The organism is Nocardia sp. CNS-044 (assembly GCF_059570515.1).
Genome location: NZ_JCANSX010000008.1, coordinates 660,893 through 675,235, shown reverse-complemented (window position 1 = coordinate 675,235; position 14,343 = coordinate 660,893). Strand labels below are relative to the sequence as shown.

14 protein-coding genes are annotated in these 14,343 nt (G+C 67.7%); 10 read left to right on the top strand and 4 right to left on the bottom strand.

Going from position 1 to position 14,343, the window contains the following annotated elements:
- Positions 1-80: 80 nt before the first annotated feature.
- From T333_RS22145 to T333_RS22120, 6 genes are all read left to right on the top strand, one after another.
- Positions 81-1,232 (top strand): 3-ketosteroid-9-alpha-monooxygenase, oxygenase component, encoded by a 1,152-nt coding sequence (locus T333_RS22145; protein ID WP_496425691.1) that lies wholly within the window; start codon positions 81-83, stop codon positions 1,230-1,232.
- The gene (locus T333_RS22140; RefSeq protein WP_357249507.1) at positions 1,229-1,471 is read left to right on the top strand and encodes a hypothetical protein; all 243 of its coding nucleotides are present in this window, start codon (positions 1,229-1,231) and stop codon (positions 1,469-1,471) included. The genes T333_RS22145 and T333_RS22140 overlap by 4 nt, the downstream gene beginning before the upstream one ends.
- Positions 1,472-1,535: 64 nt before the next feature.
- On the top strand, positions 1,536-2,543 hold the full coding sequence (locus T333_RS22135) for a 2Fe-2S iron-sulfur cluster-binding protein (protein ID WP_496425690.1): 1,008 nt from the start codon (positions 1,536-1,538) through the stop codon (positions 2,541-2,543).
- 13 nt (positions 2,544-2,556) lie between these two features.
- Positions 2,557-3,441 carry a VOC family protein gene (locus T333_RS22130; RefSeq protein ID WP_496425689.1) on the top strand — a complete coding sequence of 295 codons (885 nt, stop codon included), beginning with the start codon at positions 2,557-2,559 and terminating at the stop codon, positions 3,439-3,441.
- Between the two features lie 31 nt (positions 3,442-3,472).
- On the top strand, positions 3,473-4,684 hold the full coding sequence (locus T333_RS22125; RefSeq protein ID WP_496425688.1) for an LLM class flavin-dependent oxidoreductase: 1,212 nt from the start codon (positions 3,473-3,475) through the stop codon (positions 4,682-4,684).
- Positions 4,684-5,415, top strand: a complete 732-nt coding sequence (locus T333_RS22120; protein ID WP_355002754.1) for an alcohol dehydrogenase catalytic domain-containing protein — start codon at positions 4,684-4,686, stop codon at positions 5,413-5,415. The genes T333_RS22125 and T333_RS22120 overlap by 1 nt, the downstream gene beginning before the upstream one ends.
- A gap of 157 nt (positions 5,416-5,572) precedes the next feature.
- Here the strand turns inward: T333_RS22120 and T333_RS22115 are convergent, their stop codons facing one another.
- Positions 5,573-5,893, bottom strand: a complete 321-nt coding sequence (locus T333_RS22115; RefSeq protein ID WP_496425687.1) for a cupin domain-containing protein — start codon at positions 5,891-5,893, stop codon at positions 5,573-5,575.
- Between the two features lie 63 nt (positions 5,894-5,956).
- On the opposite strand from T333_RS22115, the gene T333_RS22110 reads away from it, so the two are divergent.
- Together T333_RS22110 and T333_RS22105 are read left to right on the top strand one after the other, a co-directional pair.
- The gene (locus tag T333_RS22110; protein ID WP_496425686.1) at positions 5,957-7,360 is read left to right on the top strand and encodes an aminotransferase-like domain-containing protein; all 1,404 of its coding nucleotides are present in this window, start codon (positions 5,957-5,959) and stop codon (positions 7,358-7,360) included.
- Positions 7,361-7,380: 20 nt separating this feature from the next.
- Positions 7,381-8,241, top strand: a complete 861-nt coding sequence (locus T333_RS22105) for an acyl-CoA thioesterase domain-containing protein (RefSeq protein ID WP_496425685.1) — start codon at positions 7,381-7,383, stop codon at positions 8,239-8,241.
- Between the two features lie 216 nt (positions 8,242-8,457).
- Here T333_RS22105 and T333_RS22100 read toward each other — a convergent pair whose 3' ends face one another.
- Both T333_RS22100 and T333_RS22095 read right to left on the bottom strand, forming a co-directional pair.
- Positions 8,458-9,090, bottom strand: a complete 633-nt coding sequence (locus T333_RS22100) for a VOC family protein (protein ID WP_357249528.1) — start codon at positions 9,088-9,090, stop codon at positions 8,458-8,460.
- A gap of 181 nt (positions 9,091-9,271) precedes the next feature.
- Positions 9,272-10,528, bottom strand: coding sequence for a phthiocerol/phthiodiolone dimycocerosyl transferase family protein (locus T333_RS22095; protein ID WP_496425684.1), 1,257 nt, complete (start codon positions 10,526-10,528; stop codon positions 9,272-9,274).
- A gap of 554 nt (positions 10,529-11,082) precedes the next feature.
- Here T333_RS22095 and T333_RS22090 point away from each other — a divergent pair.
- Together T333_RS22090 and T333_RS22085 are read left to right on the top strand one after the other, a co-directional pair.
- Positions 11,083-12,915, top strand: coding sequence for an AMP-dependent synthetase/ligase (locus T333_RS22090; protein ID WP_496425683.1), 1,833 nt, complete (start codon positions 11,083-11,085; stop codon positions 12,913-12,915).
- A gap of 90 nt (positions 12,916-13,005) precedes the next feature.
- The gene (locus tag T333_RS22085) at positions 13,006-13,863 is read left to right on the top strand and encodes an SDR family oxidoreductase (protein ID WP_355002762.1); all 858 of its coding nucleotides are present in this window, start codon (positions 13,006-13,008) and stop codon (positions 13,861-13,863) included.
- Here the strand turns inward: T333_RS22085 and T333_RS22080 are convergent, their stop codons facing one another.
- Entirely contained in the window at positions 13,864-14,274 is a 411-nt protein-coding gene (locus T333_RS22080; RefSeq protein ID WP_355002763.1) for a GtrA family protein, read from the bottom strand.
- Positions 14,275-14,343 lie beyond the last annotated feature (69 nt).

Here is a 14,343-nt window from a genome sequence, read left to right as displayed (position 1 = left end):
CGCCGCGAGCGCCGTCACAGCATCGAAATAGCCCGGAACGACATAGGCCTGAGCGAAATACCTCTGGAGGACCCGACATCATGAGCACGGCGAACACCGACGATCAGGTGCGCGTGATCGACACCGGCGCCCCGCCCGCCCGCTACGCGCGCGGCTGGCACTGCCTCGGCCTCGCCGACAGCTTCCGCGACGGACAGCCGCACACCATCACCGCGTTCGGCACCGAACTGGTGGTCTTCGCGGGCGCCGACGGCACGCTCAACGTGCTCGACGCCTACTGCAGGCACATGGGCGGCAACCTCGGCGACGGCACCATCAAGGGCGACACCATCGCCTGCCCGTTCCACGACTGGCGCTGGAAGGGCAACGGCCGCTGCGCCGCGATCCCCTACGCGCGCCGGGTGCCGCCGCTGGCCCGCACCAAGGCGTGGACCACCCTCGAACAGAACCGGCAGCTGTTCGTCTGGCACGACCCGGAGGGCAACCCGCCGCCGGAGGACATCACCATCCCGCGCATCGAGGGCGCGTTCAGCGACGAGTGGAGCGACTGGACCTGGAACCAGATCGTCATCGACGGCGCGAACTGCCGCGAGGTCATCGACAACGTGGTCGACATGGCGCACTTCTTCTACGTGCACTTCGCCTTCCCGACCTATTTCAAGAACGTCTTCGATGGCCACATCGCCAGCCAGTACATGACCTCCATCGGCCGCGAGGACATGCAGGGCGAGCTGGCCAAGGAGGCGGGCGGCAAGAACGTGCTGCACTCCGAGGCGCACTACTACGGCCCCTCCTACATGATCGACAACCTGGTCAACGAGTCCAACGGCCAGACCGTGGAGGCGGTGCTGATCAACTGCCACTACCCGGTGACCCCGACCAAGTTCGTGCTCCAGTACGGCGCGATCGTCAAGAAGCTGCCCGGTCTCGCGCCCGAGGAAGCCGACGCGATGGCGGTGCGGTTCGCGGGCAGCCTGGGCCGCGGCTTCGAGCAGGACGTGGCGATCTGGAAGCGCAAGACCCGCATCGACAACCCGCTGCTGTGCGAGGAGGACGGGCCGGTCTATCAGCTGCGGCGCTGGTACGAGCAGTTCTATCGGGACGTCGCCGAGGTGGACGAGAAGATGACCGCCCGTTTCGAATTCGAGGTCGACACCACCCGCGCGATCACCGCGTGGGAGGCCGAGGTCGCCGACAACCTGGCCGCCCAGCGCGCGAGCAGCGGGGCGTGAGCGGGAGCGCCATGGACGCTGTCATCTGCCAGGCCTGCGGAAACCGCGTCGCCGTCGTGAAATTCAGTCCGGCGCACACGAGCGTACAGTGGACCGCCGCCGCCGTCGGACAGTGCGCCGAACTCGGCAGCAACGGTGACGGGCCCGTCCCCGGCTGCGCCGCGCTGCGTCGCAGCATCGACAACGCCGTCATCGCGGGCGCGCTGGGGCTCAGCACTCGAGAGGAGGATCTGCTGTGAGGGAGCGAAACCTACTCGCGGCAGCTCTGCCCATGGCCGAGTCGAGCGCTGGCGAGGTGAGGCGGTGAGCGTCCGGTTGCGCGTGGCGCGCGTGATCGCCGAGACCGCCGACGCGGTGTCGCTGGAACTGGTTCCCGAATCCGGCCCGCGGCCCGCGTACCGGCCGGGGCAGTTCCTCACGCTGCGGATCCCTAGCGACCGCACTGGTTCGGTGGCGCGCTCGTACTCGCTGTCCAGCGCGCCCCACGAGGACGGTCCGCTGAAGGTCACCGTCAAGCGGACGGCGGGTGGTTACGGCTCGAACTGGTTGTGCGACAACGCCGCCGAGGGCATGGATATCGAAAGCCTGCCCCCGGCGGGCGTGTTCACACCGGCCTCGCTCGACGACGATCTGCTGCTGCTCGCGGCGGGCAGCGGCATCACGCCCGTGCTGTCCATCCTGAAATCGGCGCTGGCGCGGGGACGGGCACGTTGCACGCTGATCTACGCCAACCGAGACGAGCGCTCGGTGATCTTCGCCGGTGAACTGGCGAAACTGGCCGCGGCGCACCCGGACCGGCTGACGGTCGTGCATTGGCTGGAATCGGTGCAGGGATTGCCTTCGGCGGGTCAGCTGGCGACGCTGCTCGCGCCGTGGGCGGACCGCGCGGTCTTCGTGTGCGGGCCGGAGCCTTTCATGGACGCCGTCGAGTCGGCGGCGGCCGAACTCGGCGTCGATCGCGTGCACTCGGAGCGGTTCGTCTCGATCACCGGCGACCCGTTCGCCCCGGTGTCCACCGCAGACACCATCACTGAGGATGCCGCCGCCGTCACCGTCGAGATCGACGGCGAGACACACGAACTCGGCTGGCCGCGCGAGACGGTGCTGCTGGATGTGCTGCTCGCCCGCGGCATCGAGGCGCCCTACTCCTGCCGCGAGGGCGCGTGCAGCGCGTGCGTGTGCCGTCTGGCCGACGGCGAGGTCAAGCTGCTGCGCAACGACGTATTGGAGAAAGAAGACCTGGCCGACGGCTATGTGCTCGCCTGCCAGGCGATTCCGGTCACCGACACGGTCCGGATCACCTATGACTGAGGAGAACCACCCCATGGCTGTCATCAGCTCGCTCGGCTATGTGAAGGTCGCCGTCAGCGATCCGCACGCCTGGCGCACCTTCGCCTTCGACGTGATGGGCTTCGCCGAGGGCAGTGGTCCCGACCCCGACGCGATCTACCTGCGGATGGACGAGCGCGGCGCCCGCTTGGTGCTGGTGCCCGGCGATACCGACAAGGTGCTCGCCATCGGCTGGGAGGTCCGCGATCATCGCGCCCTGACCGCCGCGCGAGACGCGGTACGGGCGGCGGGGATCGAGGTCACCACACTCTCGGTCGAGGAGTCCGACGCGCGTCGCGTCGAGGAGGCGATCGCCTTCACCGACCCGGCGGGCACGCCCGTCGAGGTGTTCCACGGTCCGGTGCTCGACCACAGTCCGGTGGTCACCCAGCACGGAAACCGTTTCGTCACAGAGGGTCTCGGCCTCGGGCACGTGGTGCTGCCGGTGCCGGATCTGGACGTCGCGTTCCGCTTCTACACCGACGTGCTCGGCTTCCTGCCGCGCGGCGCGTTCCGGCTGCCGACCCCGCCGGAGTACGGACCGATGCGGGTGCGGTTCCTCGGCGTCAACCAGCGCCACCACAGTCTGGCGCTGATCCCCTCCGGCGGGAAGGAGGGCTCCGGACTGGTGCACATCATGGTCGAGGTCGACGCGCTCGACGACGTGGGCCGCGCGCTGGACCGGGTCGGCAAGGCCGGTTACCACCTGTCCTCCACGCTGGGCAGGCACACCAACGACAAGATGATCTCCTTCTATGTCCGCACGCCCGGCGGCTGGGATCTGGAATACGGCACCGAGGGGCTGCTGGTGGACGAATCCACCTACACCGCGGAGGAGATCACCGCGGACAGCTACTGGGGACACGACTGGTCGCGCTGACTCGCGCGAACCCGAAGTCAGGACAACTGAATTGAGCGACACCGCATCGTCCGGACCCTCCCGGTTCGGCTTCTTCCTCGCCCCGTACCACCCGCTGACCGGCAATCCCACGCTGCAACTACAGCGCGATCTGGAGTTGGTGGAGCTGGCCGACCGGCTCGGTTACGCGGAAGCCTGGGTCGGCGAACATCATTCGGCCGGGCTGGAGATCATCCCGGCTCCCGAGGTTTTCCTCGCGGCCGCGGCGCAGCGCACCAGCCGCATCCGGCTCGGCACCGGCGTGAACTCGCTGCCCTATCACCAGCCGCTGATGCTCGCCGACCGGCTCTGCCTGCTCGATCACCTCACCATGGGCCGCACCATGATGGGCGTCGGCCCCGGCCAGCTGGCCACCGACGCGGCCATGCTCGGGATCGATCCGGTGCGGCAGCGGGACATGATGCACGAGTCCATGGCCGTGCTCGTGCGGCTGCTGCGCGGGGAGACGGTGACCGCCGAGACCGACTGGTACCGGCTCGGCGAGGCACGGCTGCAGCTGCTGCCCTACCAGCCCGGCGGCATGGAAATGGCTGTGGCCTCGACCATTTCGCCTTCCGGTGCGGTGCTGGCCGGTCGGCACGGCGCCGGGCTGCTTTCGCTGGCCGCCTCGGATCCCAGCGGCTACGAGGCGCTGGTGCCGAACTGGAAGGTCTACGAGAAGACCCTGCTCGAGCACGGGCACACCGTGGACCGATCGCGATGGCGGCTGGTCGCCCCGATGCATCTCGCGGAGACGCGGGAGCAAGCGATGCGGGACGCCGAGTGGGGCGTCGGGCACCTGGTCGACTACATCGAAAAGCTCAGCGGCCGGACCGCGCCGTGGGGGCAGTCGCCGCGAGATGCCGTGCGGCAGTGGGTCGGGGAGGGTTTCCCGGCCTTCGGTCGCGCCACCATCGGCACTCCGGACGACGCGATCACCACCATCGAGAAGCTGACCGAGCAGTCCGGCGGCTTCGGGACCTTCCTGCTGCTCGGGCTCAACGTGGCGGACTGGGAGGCGACTCAACGTTCGGCGCGACTGTTCGCCGAGCACGTGATTCCGCATTTCACCGGCGCCAACCGCAACCGGATCGCGTCTTTGGAGTGGGCCGACGCCAACAGCGAGCGCATGATCGGCGGTTTGCAGGCTGGCATCCAGAGCGCCTTCGACAAACACGGGAAGACGCTGGCCGCCGCGCTCGGCGCCGACGAGGAGGGCCGCTGATGCGCGCGGTGGTGATGCGGGATCGCCGCCTGGTCGTCGACGAGGTGGCCGATCCGGTGCCCGGTCCCGGCCAGGTGCTGGTGGAGACGGTGGCTTGCGGGATCTGCGGATCCGACAAGCAGGCACTGGATTGCACCGACGACTTCCTCCAGGCCTCACGGGACAGCGGTGTGCCGACCTTCGAGTTCGATCCGACCCGGGATGTGGTGCTCGGCCACGAGATCGCCGCCCGCGTCGTCTCGGCCGGGCCGAACACGCCGCACGAGCCCGGACAGCTCGTGGTCGCCCTGCCGTGGGCGGTCGACCACGCGGGACAGATCCACGGTGTCGGGTTCTCCAACGAGTTCCCCGGCGGTTACGGCGAGCGAATGGTCTTGCAGGCCATGGCCCTCGAACCGATCCCCGAGCACGTGCCGCCGCAAGTCGCCGCGCTGACCGAGCCGCTCGCCGTCGGCTTCGGCAACGTGGCGCGCACCGGGATCGGACCGTCCGGATCGGGCATCGTGATCGGTTGCGGCCCCGTCGGTTTGGGCGCGGTGGCCGCGCTCGCCGAACGCGGCGTCGCACCCATCGTCGCCTCGGATCCGTCGAAACTGCGGCGCGACACTGCCTTACGACTCGGTGCGCACCGCGTCGTCGACCCGGCGGTTTCCGATCCGATCGAAGTCTGGCGCGAGGCCGCATCGCCGACGGCACCATCGACGCCGCCTCCCTCATCACCGCCGAGGTAGGCCTCGACGACGTACCCGCCGCCATCGAATCCCTCCGCAGCCCGGACGCCCACATCCAAATCCTGGTCCGCCCGGATCTGTGAGAGGAACGTGCGTCGGGCCCTCACCTCTGCCCGGGCCCGACGCACGCATGGCCGTACGCAGCCGCCCGTAGTATTCAGTTGCCGTATTGCTTTGTTTCGGGCCGCTCGATCATGATGCCGTGCGCCGGTTCCTCGGCAACCGGCCGATGCTCGACTCCGCGGGGAACGACGAAGATTTCGCCGGGACCGAGCGTCACCGACTCGCCGTCTTGCAATTCGATGCGGAAGATTCCGCTCCAGCACAGGAACAGCTCGTCCTCCTCGTGGTGGTGCCAGGGGAACGCACCGTGGAAGCGGGCGATGCGCACCACGGCGTCGTTGACCGTGGCCAGGTCCCGCGGTTGCCATGGTCCGACCAGGTCGTCGACGACATCGGTGATGGAGATCTTGTTCATGGGTTCATCCTCACGGCGGCAGGGTCGTGGTCCTAGAGCCAATCGAGGCAGAATGGTTTGCGTATGGAGCCAATTGAACTCGCCGACCGGCTCGGCCGGTGGTCCGCCGACCGCGGGCCGTTGTACCTGCTGCTGGCCGGGCGATTGCGGACGTTGATCGATGACGGTGAGCTGCGGTCGGGCATGCGATTGCCGCCGGACCGCAGGCTTGCGAAAGCACTTGCGGTGGGGCGCAGCACGGTCGTGGCGGCCTACGACCTGCTCAGTATGGAGGGTCGGGTGGTGCGCAGACAGGGCAGCGGCACCGAGGTCGCGGGACCCGCAGCGCTCCCGGCCCGGGAGACCACTCATTCTCCGGCCTTTCTGCAGTTGCTCGAGCCGGAGGCCGATGTCATCGCTCTCGCCTGCGCCGCACCTGCGACACCGCCGCCCGAGGTCGCTGAGGCGTATCAGCGCATCCTGCCCGAACTCGCCGCGGTCGACGGCGACATCGGTTATCGGCCGATCGGACATCCACTGTTGCGCACCATGATTGCCGATCGATATCTGGCACGTGGCGTGCCGACCGATCCGGAGCAGATACTGGTCACCGGCGGCGGACAGCAGGCGCTGTCGTTGCTCGCCCACGCACTGCTCCGGCCTGGCGACCGGGTTCTGGTGGAGGCTCCGACCTATCCCGGCGCGCTGGAGGCGTTTCGGGCGGTCGCGGCGGTGCCGCGAACAGGTCCGGTAGGCCTCGGCGCGGTGACCACTGCGGCGCTCGCCTACGTCGTGGCGACCTACCAGAACCCCACGGGCGCGGTGCTTCCCGCGCTGGCGCGGCGGACACTCGTCGAGTCCGCGAGAACAGCCGGGGTGCCGCTGATCGATGACGAGGTGCTGACGGAACTCGGATTTCCGGGAACTGATCCGCCACCACCGCCGTTGGCTGCCCACGACGAGTCCGTGATATCCATCGGTTCGCTCAGCAAGATCGTCTGGGGCGGCCTGCGTGTCGGCTGGGTGCGCGCACCGACCCCGGTCATCGCCCGGTTGGCTCGGCTACGCGCTGTGCACGATCTCGGCGGCAACATCCCCGCTCAGTTGGCCGCTGCCTGGCTGCTTCGTGATCTGGACGCGCTGCGTGAACGAATCACACAGCAGCGCAAGGAGAGCCACGACATCCTGGTGACCGAGCTGACCGAGCGCCTACCGGAATGGGAGGTTCCTACAGTGTCCGGCGGCCAGACACTGTGGATCCGCCTGCCCCGCGGGGATGGCACCTCGTTCGCCCAACGCGCCCTGCGACATGGTGTCGCGATCCTGCCCGGCGCCGGTCTCGACGCCTCCGGCGGCAGTATCGATCACTTCCGCATCAGCTTCGTCGCCGACAACCTGCGCGAGGCCGCACGACGCTTGGCCGAGGCCTGGCGAACCTACGAACCACCTGACCAACCCTCCGCGGGATCACCCCCACTGGCCGTCTAGACCGTTTCACGCGCGCTCACATGCAGCCGGACACCCGCTGGAGCCGCCAGAATCGCAAGGATGCGTGCCTGAGTTTTTTCGTCAGACAGGATGACCAGCTCGTAGCCGAGAAGCTCGCGGTCAGTCCATGGGCACCGGACAAGCTGAGCGGAACAGGTGTCTGTGGTCTACTCGCCCGCGAGATCGAGACCCACTGCCCCGACGGATTCGTTCCAGCGCGACTCACCGTGGACCTGCACCAGCCGGTCGCCAATGCGGCGTTCGACATGCGTAGCAGGGTGGTCCGCCGGGGTTCGCGGATCGCGGTCGTCGACGCCGCCATGGTGCAAGACCGCCAGGAACGAGCTCGGGCCTCAGCGGTGTACCTGATCACCGGCGACGAGCCTCCCGGGCGGGTGTGGAGTTCGGCCGAAGACCTGCCGATGCCTCCGCAGGGCTGCGTGCTGCCGGAGGGCTCGCCGCCACTGTTCAAAAGCGGTGAGCGCGAATGGACTTCCGATTTCGCGGCGAATCAGAACGCCGAGCGCAAGGTCTCCTGGCACAGCCTGCCGCCGCTGGTGGCCGATGAGCCGATCACCCCGTTCCAGCGCGCCGCGATCCTCGGCGACGCGACGAACCATGTGTGCCACTGGGGATCCGAAGGCGCCGGCTACATCAACGCCGACGTCACCGTGGCCCTCTCGCGCCTCCCGATCGGCTACGAACTCGGCCTTCGCGCCGACAACACCATCGCCGCCGACGGCATCTCCATCGGAAGCGCCACCCTCTACGACCGCACCGGCCCCGTCGGCACTTGCGTGGTGACCACGCTGTCCAACGCACGCCGTCGAATCGACTTCGCGACCACTACCAGCGCGGGACTCGCCGACGAACCGCACTGACTCCTTTTTCGTGCTGGCTGTAGATCTTCCACAGGTACTGCTGTTCACCCACCGTAAGCACTCGGCGGCGGTCTTCTTTCGTCATCGCGTGATGCTGTTGCGGGTCCGCGAATCCCGGCTATCGATTTCGTTGAGCGTTGATCGCCGAGACGTGGCGGCCCCGATGCAGCCTGCGCTTCAAGCCAGCAGACGCCGCTCGGCCCCAAGCCAACCGGCTCAGGCCGGGGTGGCTTCCCACTCGAACCCGTCCGGGTCGGTGAACGACCCGAGACCGCTGCCGATGACGATGCGGTGCGACCCGGAGCCCTCCGGGGAGACGCCCGCATCCTTGGCGGCGGCACGGCGCCCGTAGAGCGCCAGTTTGACCGACGACGGCGGGGTGTCGAACTCTACGTACTTGCTGCCGAAGCTCTTCCCGACAACCAAGCCGCGGTCGACGTAGAACTGCTTGGTCGCCTTGACGTTGTCCACCCCGAAGAGCACGACGAAATCGTCGATCTCCCGGGTGGCAGGCCCGGTGTCCTTCTTCGCCGACGTCGCGATCTTCCAAATCGCCCCGTCGGGTGCCTGAACGACGCCGCCATACCCCCAGAAGCTCTTCTTGGCCGGCTTCAGCGTCGTCGCTCCTGACTCGAGGGCGGTGCCGATGAGGCTGTCGACGGTACTCGGCTGGGACACCACGAGCGACAGGATGAAGCCACGGAAGCCGGTCGTCAGCGTCTCCGAGGCGCGGAATCGAACTTTGTCGCCGAGACCGAACGCGGCGTCGTAGAAGTTGGCGGCAGCCGCCGGGTCGGTAACCTCGAGGATGACGGCGTCGATGGTGGTCTGGTCAATGGTGCTGTTCATGGCGATAACGCTAGTTCCGGCCCGATGACCGGCGCTTCTCGATTCCTGACCGATAAAGCCTCTACCACCGCCGACCTGGGCATTTCTCGGGTACCCCCCTGCCTTCTACGGCCACCATCCGGCAATCGGCCCGGGTTCGCGACCTTCGACGTCGAACCCGGGCCGCGTTACTCGCGCAGAGTCACTGCGGGGAGCGGATTTCGACCGCGGAATGCAGTGTCGCCGTGAGCAGTTCGATGCGACGCTGCTCCTGTGCGGCGGTCTGCGGCTGATGGTGGATTTCGATGCTCAACCGGCCGTCGTAGGTGCTGATGACGCAGGTGTTGGCCGCGGGCCTGCGCCCGGTTCGGTCCGGCTTCGCGATGAAGATCGAGCGGAAGTCGTCGATACGCAGATCCTTCTGCGAGGGCAGTTGCGGCACCCTGCCCCAGTTCGTCGCCACCACCATCCCCGGAATCTTGGGTGGACCCGCCGCCGCCACATCGGGGATCTGCAGGGGCGTCTGCTGCACGAACCCCGAGGCCACGGCGCCCCGCAAGGTATCGCAGACACCGCGGGCCAGGCCGATCAGGGTTGTCCCCGCTTCCGCACTCGGGACATAGTTCGCGAATCCCAGCACGTCGGTGCCGTCGGTCAAGCCGATCGGCGGGCTGACCCTGGCGCGTAGATCGACGGAGTACAAGTACATGAGCTCGGTCAGCGGCAGTGCCCGAACCTCTGCCTCCATCAGCAGGATCGCCGCGGACACCAGCCCGTGCATCGTCACCTGTTCGCGGTGCCCGAGATCGACCAGCCGCGCCGTCGCCTCCTCACTCAGACGGCATCGCGTCGTCTGGGGCATCGGATATCCCGGGGCGATGTCGTCCGGTGCGGGCGCGGCGGGGATTGCCGCGGACTGCGGAGCCGGTGCGGCCGCAGCCGGATTCGGGAACTTCTCGATGCCACGGGCGGCCAGCAGCACCTCCACCGGATCCGGATAGGGATGGACCTCCGCCACCAGCGGACGGCCCTCTGCGGCAGCACGATAGAACGACCACAGATCGCCGAGGATGGCGAGGGAGTGGTACGCATCTGCCACACTGTGATGGATCACCAGCGTGACGCTCGCGGTGTCGCCGTCGCGGACCACGCACAGCGCACCGACCGCTACGCTCTGATCGAACTTCGCGCCCGCGAGCAGCTGCTCCGGATCACCGTCGACCACCGAGATTTCCGGCGCAGCCCCCGGCGAAGCCACCAGGACATGCCCGCCGGTCCCGGTGGCTTCGAGACGAGCGCCCAGAATGGGATAGGCGCGAACGACGGCGTCGAATGCCGTCGACAACGCGCTCAGGTCCAATCGGCCGGACACTCGAGTCGAGTAGCCGACGAAGACCTCACCGAAGGCGAACATCTGTTCGCTCGGCGCCAGCGGGCGTATGACGCTTGCTGTGGACATGTAGTTCCCTTCAGATATTGCGTATCGCCCCCGGAGAACCGAGCCACCATCCACATGTCCGAGCCTGTGGTCGCCCCCGCCGTCGCTACCCCGAATCCCCGGGTGCTGCCGAGTCTTTCAGGTCTCGAGGCTCGCCGTTGCGGCAATTCCCACATCCGCTGTAAGCGCAACCGGTCGGCGACAGCGGCGCCACGCGCCGCGCCGCTGTCCCGGACGACACTGTGTCGCAGTAGTTCTCGCGATGACTGGTCGGACGCTCGCGATGGCCGGGCGGCGGCTGCGATCACGACGGCACTGGTCTACAGGTCGCGGTGGTCGGCGTCGGTGCGGATGCGTGAAGCCCGAGCTGCCCAGCGAGCCGAAATGGGTTCACATGTAAGCCACCTCACCAACCGTGGATCTGGCTACCATGAGTGAGCCGCGCCACTCTTGGCGCGCAGACTCGTGAGAAGCAGGCAGAGGCACCACCGCATTCTGTCGGCATCGAGTCTCGGACCGGACGTGTACGAACGCCGCGACGTTCGGTTCATGCCAGAGATATCGGGAACAGGGATATGACGACAACAGAAATCGGATACACGCACGAATCGGGCAAAACGGTCTACACCGTGCCCGAGGCGTTTCAGGAGACCCTGACGTTGCGGCCCGAGCAGGTCGCGTTGCGGACTGTCGGCGGCACCCAGCAGATCACCTGGCGCGAGTACGGCGAACGCGTGAAGTCGATCGCCGCGGGCCTGGCCCGGCTCGGCGTCGGACACGGTGACACCGTCGGCATCATGCTCACCAACCGCCCCGAGTTCAATCTGGTCGACACCGCCGCACTGCATCTGGGCGCAACCCCGTTCTCGGTCTACAACACCAGTTCATCCGACCAGATCGCGCACGTGTTCACCAACGCGGCGAACAAGGTCGTTGTGACAGAACAGATGTTCCTCGGTGCGGTGACCGGCGCAGGCGTGGACCTCGCGCACACCGTCGTCGTCGACGGCCCGGCCACCGGCGCCATCACGCTCGAGGAGGTCGAGGCGAACCCGCTCGACGACTTCGATTTCGACGCGGCCTGGCGCGCGGTCACCGCCGACGACCTGGCCACCCTTATCTACACGTCGGGCACCACCGGTCCCTCCAAGGGCGTGGAGATCACCCACCGCAATGTGCTCGCCCAGATCATCGCGCTGGTCAAGGGTCCGCTGCCGGTCGGATTCGCCGACCGTACGGTGTCCTACCTACCCGCCGCGCACGTTGCCGACCGCATCTCCGCCCATGGCCTCAACCTGACCACCGGCATCCAGATCACCACCGTCACCGACCCGCGCGAGGTGGCCGCCGCACTGCCCGACGCCCGCCCGACCACGTTCTTCGGCGTGCCACGGGTGTGGCAGAAGATCAAGACGGGCATCGAGAACAAGCTCGCCACCGAGCCGAGCGCGGCCAAGAAGGCGCTCGCCAACTGGGCCATCGACACCGGAATCGCCGCTGCCCGAGCCGATCTCGCGGGGAAGGGCCCCGGCGCGCTACTGGCCGTCCAGCACAAGGTGGCCGAGACGCTGGTGTTGTCGAAGCTGCGGCACGCACTCGGCCTGGACGCGCTGGAGGTCGCGGCCTCCGGCGCCGCACCGGTGCCTCCGGAGACCCTCGAGTACTTCCTCGGCCTCGGCTTCAAGATGACCGAAGTGTGGGGCATGTCCGAGACCACCGGCGTCGGCACCTACACCGAATTGGCCAAGCCGCGCCCCGGCTCGGTCGGCCGCACCGTCGACGGTTTGGAACTGCGCCTGGACACCGACGGCGAAGTCCTGGTGCGCGGCCCCATCATCACCCGCGGCTATCGCAATATGCCGGAGAAGACGGCCGAAGCGATCGATGCGGACGGCTGGCTGCACAGCGGTGACATCGGCACCATCGACGCCGACGGCTACCTGCGCATCGTCGACCGCAAGAAGGAACTGATCATCAACGAGGGGGGCAAGAACATCGCCCCGAGCAATATCGAGAACGCGATGAAGGCCGCCTCCTCACTGATCGGCCAGGCCGTCGCGATAGGCGATGCCAAGCCCTATATCGCCGCGCTGATCGTGCTCGACCCCGACGTCGCCGCCCTGCGCGCCAAGGAACTCGGCGCCACCGACGCCGACCTCGCCACACTCGCCGCCCGCCCGGAGATCGTGGAAGAAGTGCGCGCCGCGGTGCAGGCGGGCAACAGCAAGCTGTCGCGAGTGGAGCAGATCAAGCGCTTCACCATCCTCGGCGCGGTATGGGAGCCGGGCGGCGACGAACTGACCCCGAAGATGTCGCTCAGGCGCGCCCCGATCGCGACCAAGTACGCGGAGGCAATCGCGTCGCTGTACGCGAAGGAGCCCTCGGACAAGGTCATCAGCGTCAAGTAACCACGAGCGTCGACCGGAGGCGACCCCTCGTACACAGAGGTCGCCTCCGGTCGACGCGGGGACGAGCACAGGAGCGGGAGCACGACGACCATGACGAAACCGGAATCCCCGTCGCTGGCGGGCAAGACCATGATCGTGACGGGCGGCAGCCGCGGCATCGGCCGGGCCATCGCACTGCGCGCCGCCGCCGACGGCGCGAACATCACGCTGCTCGCCAGAACCGATCAGCCGCACCCGAAACTGCCCGGCACCATTCACACCGCCGCAGCCGAAATCGAAGCCGCAGGCGCCCGGGTTCTCCCGTTCGTCGGCGATGTCCGCGACGACGACACCATGGCGGCGGTCGTGCGGCAGACGGTCGACCGGTTCGGCGGCATCGACATCGTGGTGAACAACGCCTCGGCGATCGACCTGACGCCCACCGACGCCATGACGATGAAGATGTACGACCAGATGCAAGGCGTGAACGCCCGCGCCGCGTACCTGCTGTCCAAACTCGCCATTCCGCACCTGCGGGCGTCGGCGGCCGCAGGGCGCAACCCGCACATCCTCACGCTCTCCCCGCCGCTCAACCTCAACCCGGCATGGACGGGCTCGTCGTTGGCCTACCTGGTCTCCAAGTACGGGATGAGCCTGACGACACTGGGGCTCGCCGAGGAATTGCGTGACGATGGCATCGCCGTCAATTCGCTGTGGCCGCGGACCACCGTCGCCACCGCGGCCGTGCGTAATCTGCTCGGCGGCGAGGCGGCGATCGCGAAGTCTCGTACCCCCGAAATCTGTGCCGACGCAGCGCATCTCGTGCTCTGTTCGGGGGCGGCCGAGATGACGGGCAATTTGTTCCTCGACGACGAGGTGCTCACCGCGCACGGCGTCACCGAACTGGACCGTTACCGCGTTGTCCCGGGCGGCGGCCCGCTCGAACTCGATATCTTCGTCGACGCCTGACTACTCGGGTGCGCGTTCCACCTGATCCGGGAACACCACCCGTACGAAGGCCCAGAACCGGAACACCATGCCGAGCGCGGTACCGATCAGCTGCGCGGCCACGAAATCGGCGACGTTCTGGGTGAACCGGGAGACCTCGGGCACCTCGAGGTGGAGCATGTAGCGCGACACCCACAGTGGCGCGGTGTTGACAGCGATGGCGAGGAAGCTGACCAGATAGAACAGCGCTGCCTCGTGGTGGCCGCGCCGCCCGCCGCGCGCGGCGAAGGACCATTGCTTGTTCAGGATGTAGGACAGCGTGATCGCCGCGAGCACCGCCAGCACCTTCGCGATGATCGGCTGTGCCTCGAGCACAGTGCTTTTGAGGGTCAGAAAGACGGCGGTGTCGAGCGTGAACGCGGCGGCACCCACGGAAGCGAAGCGAATCAGTTCACGACGTCGTGCCTCGCCTCCCAGTGCGGCGGCCACCCGAGCGAAAAC

Bases quoted from the DNA above. Each gene is read 5' to 3' on its own strand.
- T333_RS22145 (WP_496425691.1), top strand. From the start codon at position 81: ATGAGCACGGCGAACACCGACGATCAGGTGCGCGTGATCGACACCGGC.
- T333_RS22130 (WP_496425689.1), top strand. From the start codon at position 2,557: ATGGCTGTCATCAGCTCGCTCGGCTATGTGAAGGTCGCCGTCAGCGAT.
- T333_RS22120 (WP_355002754.1), top strand. From the start codon at position 4,684: ATGCGCGCGGTGGTGATGCGGGATCGCCGCCTGGTCGTCGACGAGGTG.
- T333_RS22115 (WP_496425687.1), bottom strand. From the start codon at position 5,893: ATGAACAAGATCTCCATCACCGATGTCGTCGACGACCTGGTCGGACCA.
- T333_RS22110 (WP_496425686.1), top strand. From the start codon at position 5,957: ATGGAGCCAATTGAACTCGCCGACCGGCTCGGCCGGTGGTCCGCCGAC.
- T333_RS22105 (WP_496425685.1), top strand. From the start codon at position 7,381: ATGCAGCCGGACACCCGCTGGAGCCGCCAGAATCGCAAGGATGCGTGC.
- T333_RS22100 (WP_357249528.1), bottom strand. From the start codon at position 9,090: ATGAACAGCACCATTGACCAGACCACCATCGACGCCGTCATCCTCGAG.
- T333_RS22095 (WP_496425684.1), bottom strand. From the start codon at position 10,528: ATGTCCACAGCAAGCGTCATACGCCCGCTGGCGCCGAGCGAACAGATG.
- T333_RS22090 (WP_496425683.1), top strand. From the start codon at position 11,083: ATGACGACAACAGAAATCGGATACACGCACGAATCGGGCAAAACGGTC.
- T333_RS22085 (WP_355002762.1), top strand. From the start codon at position 13,006: ATGACGAAACCGGAATCCCCGTCGCTGGCGGGCAAGACCATGATCGTG.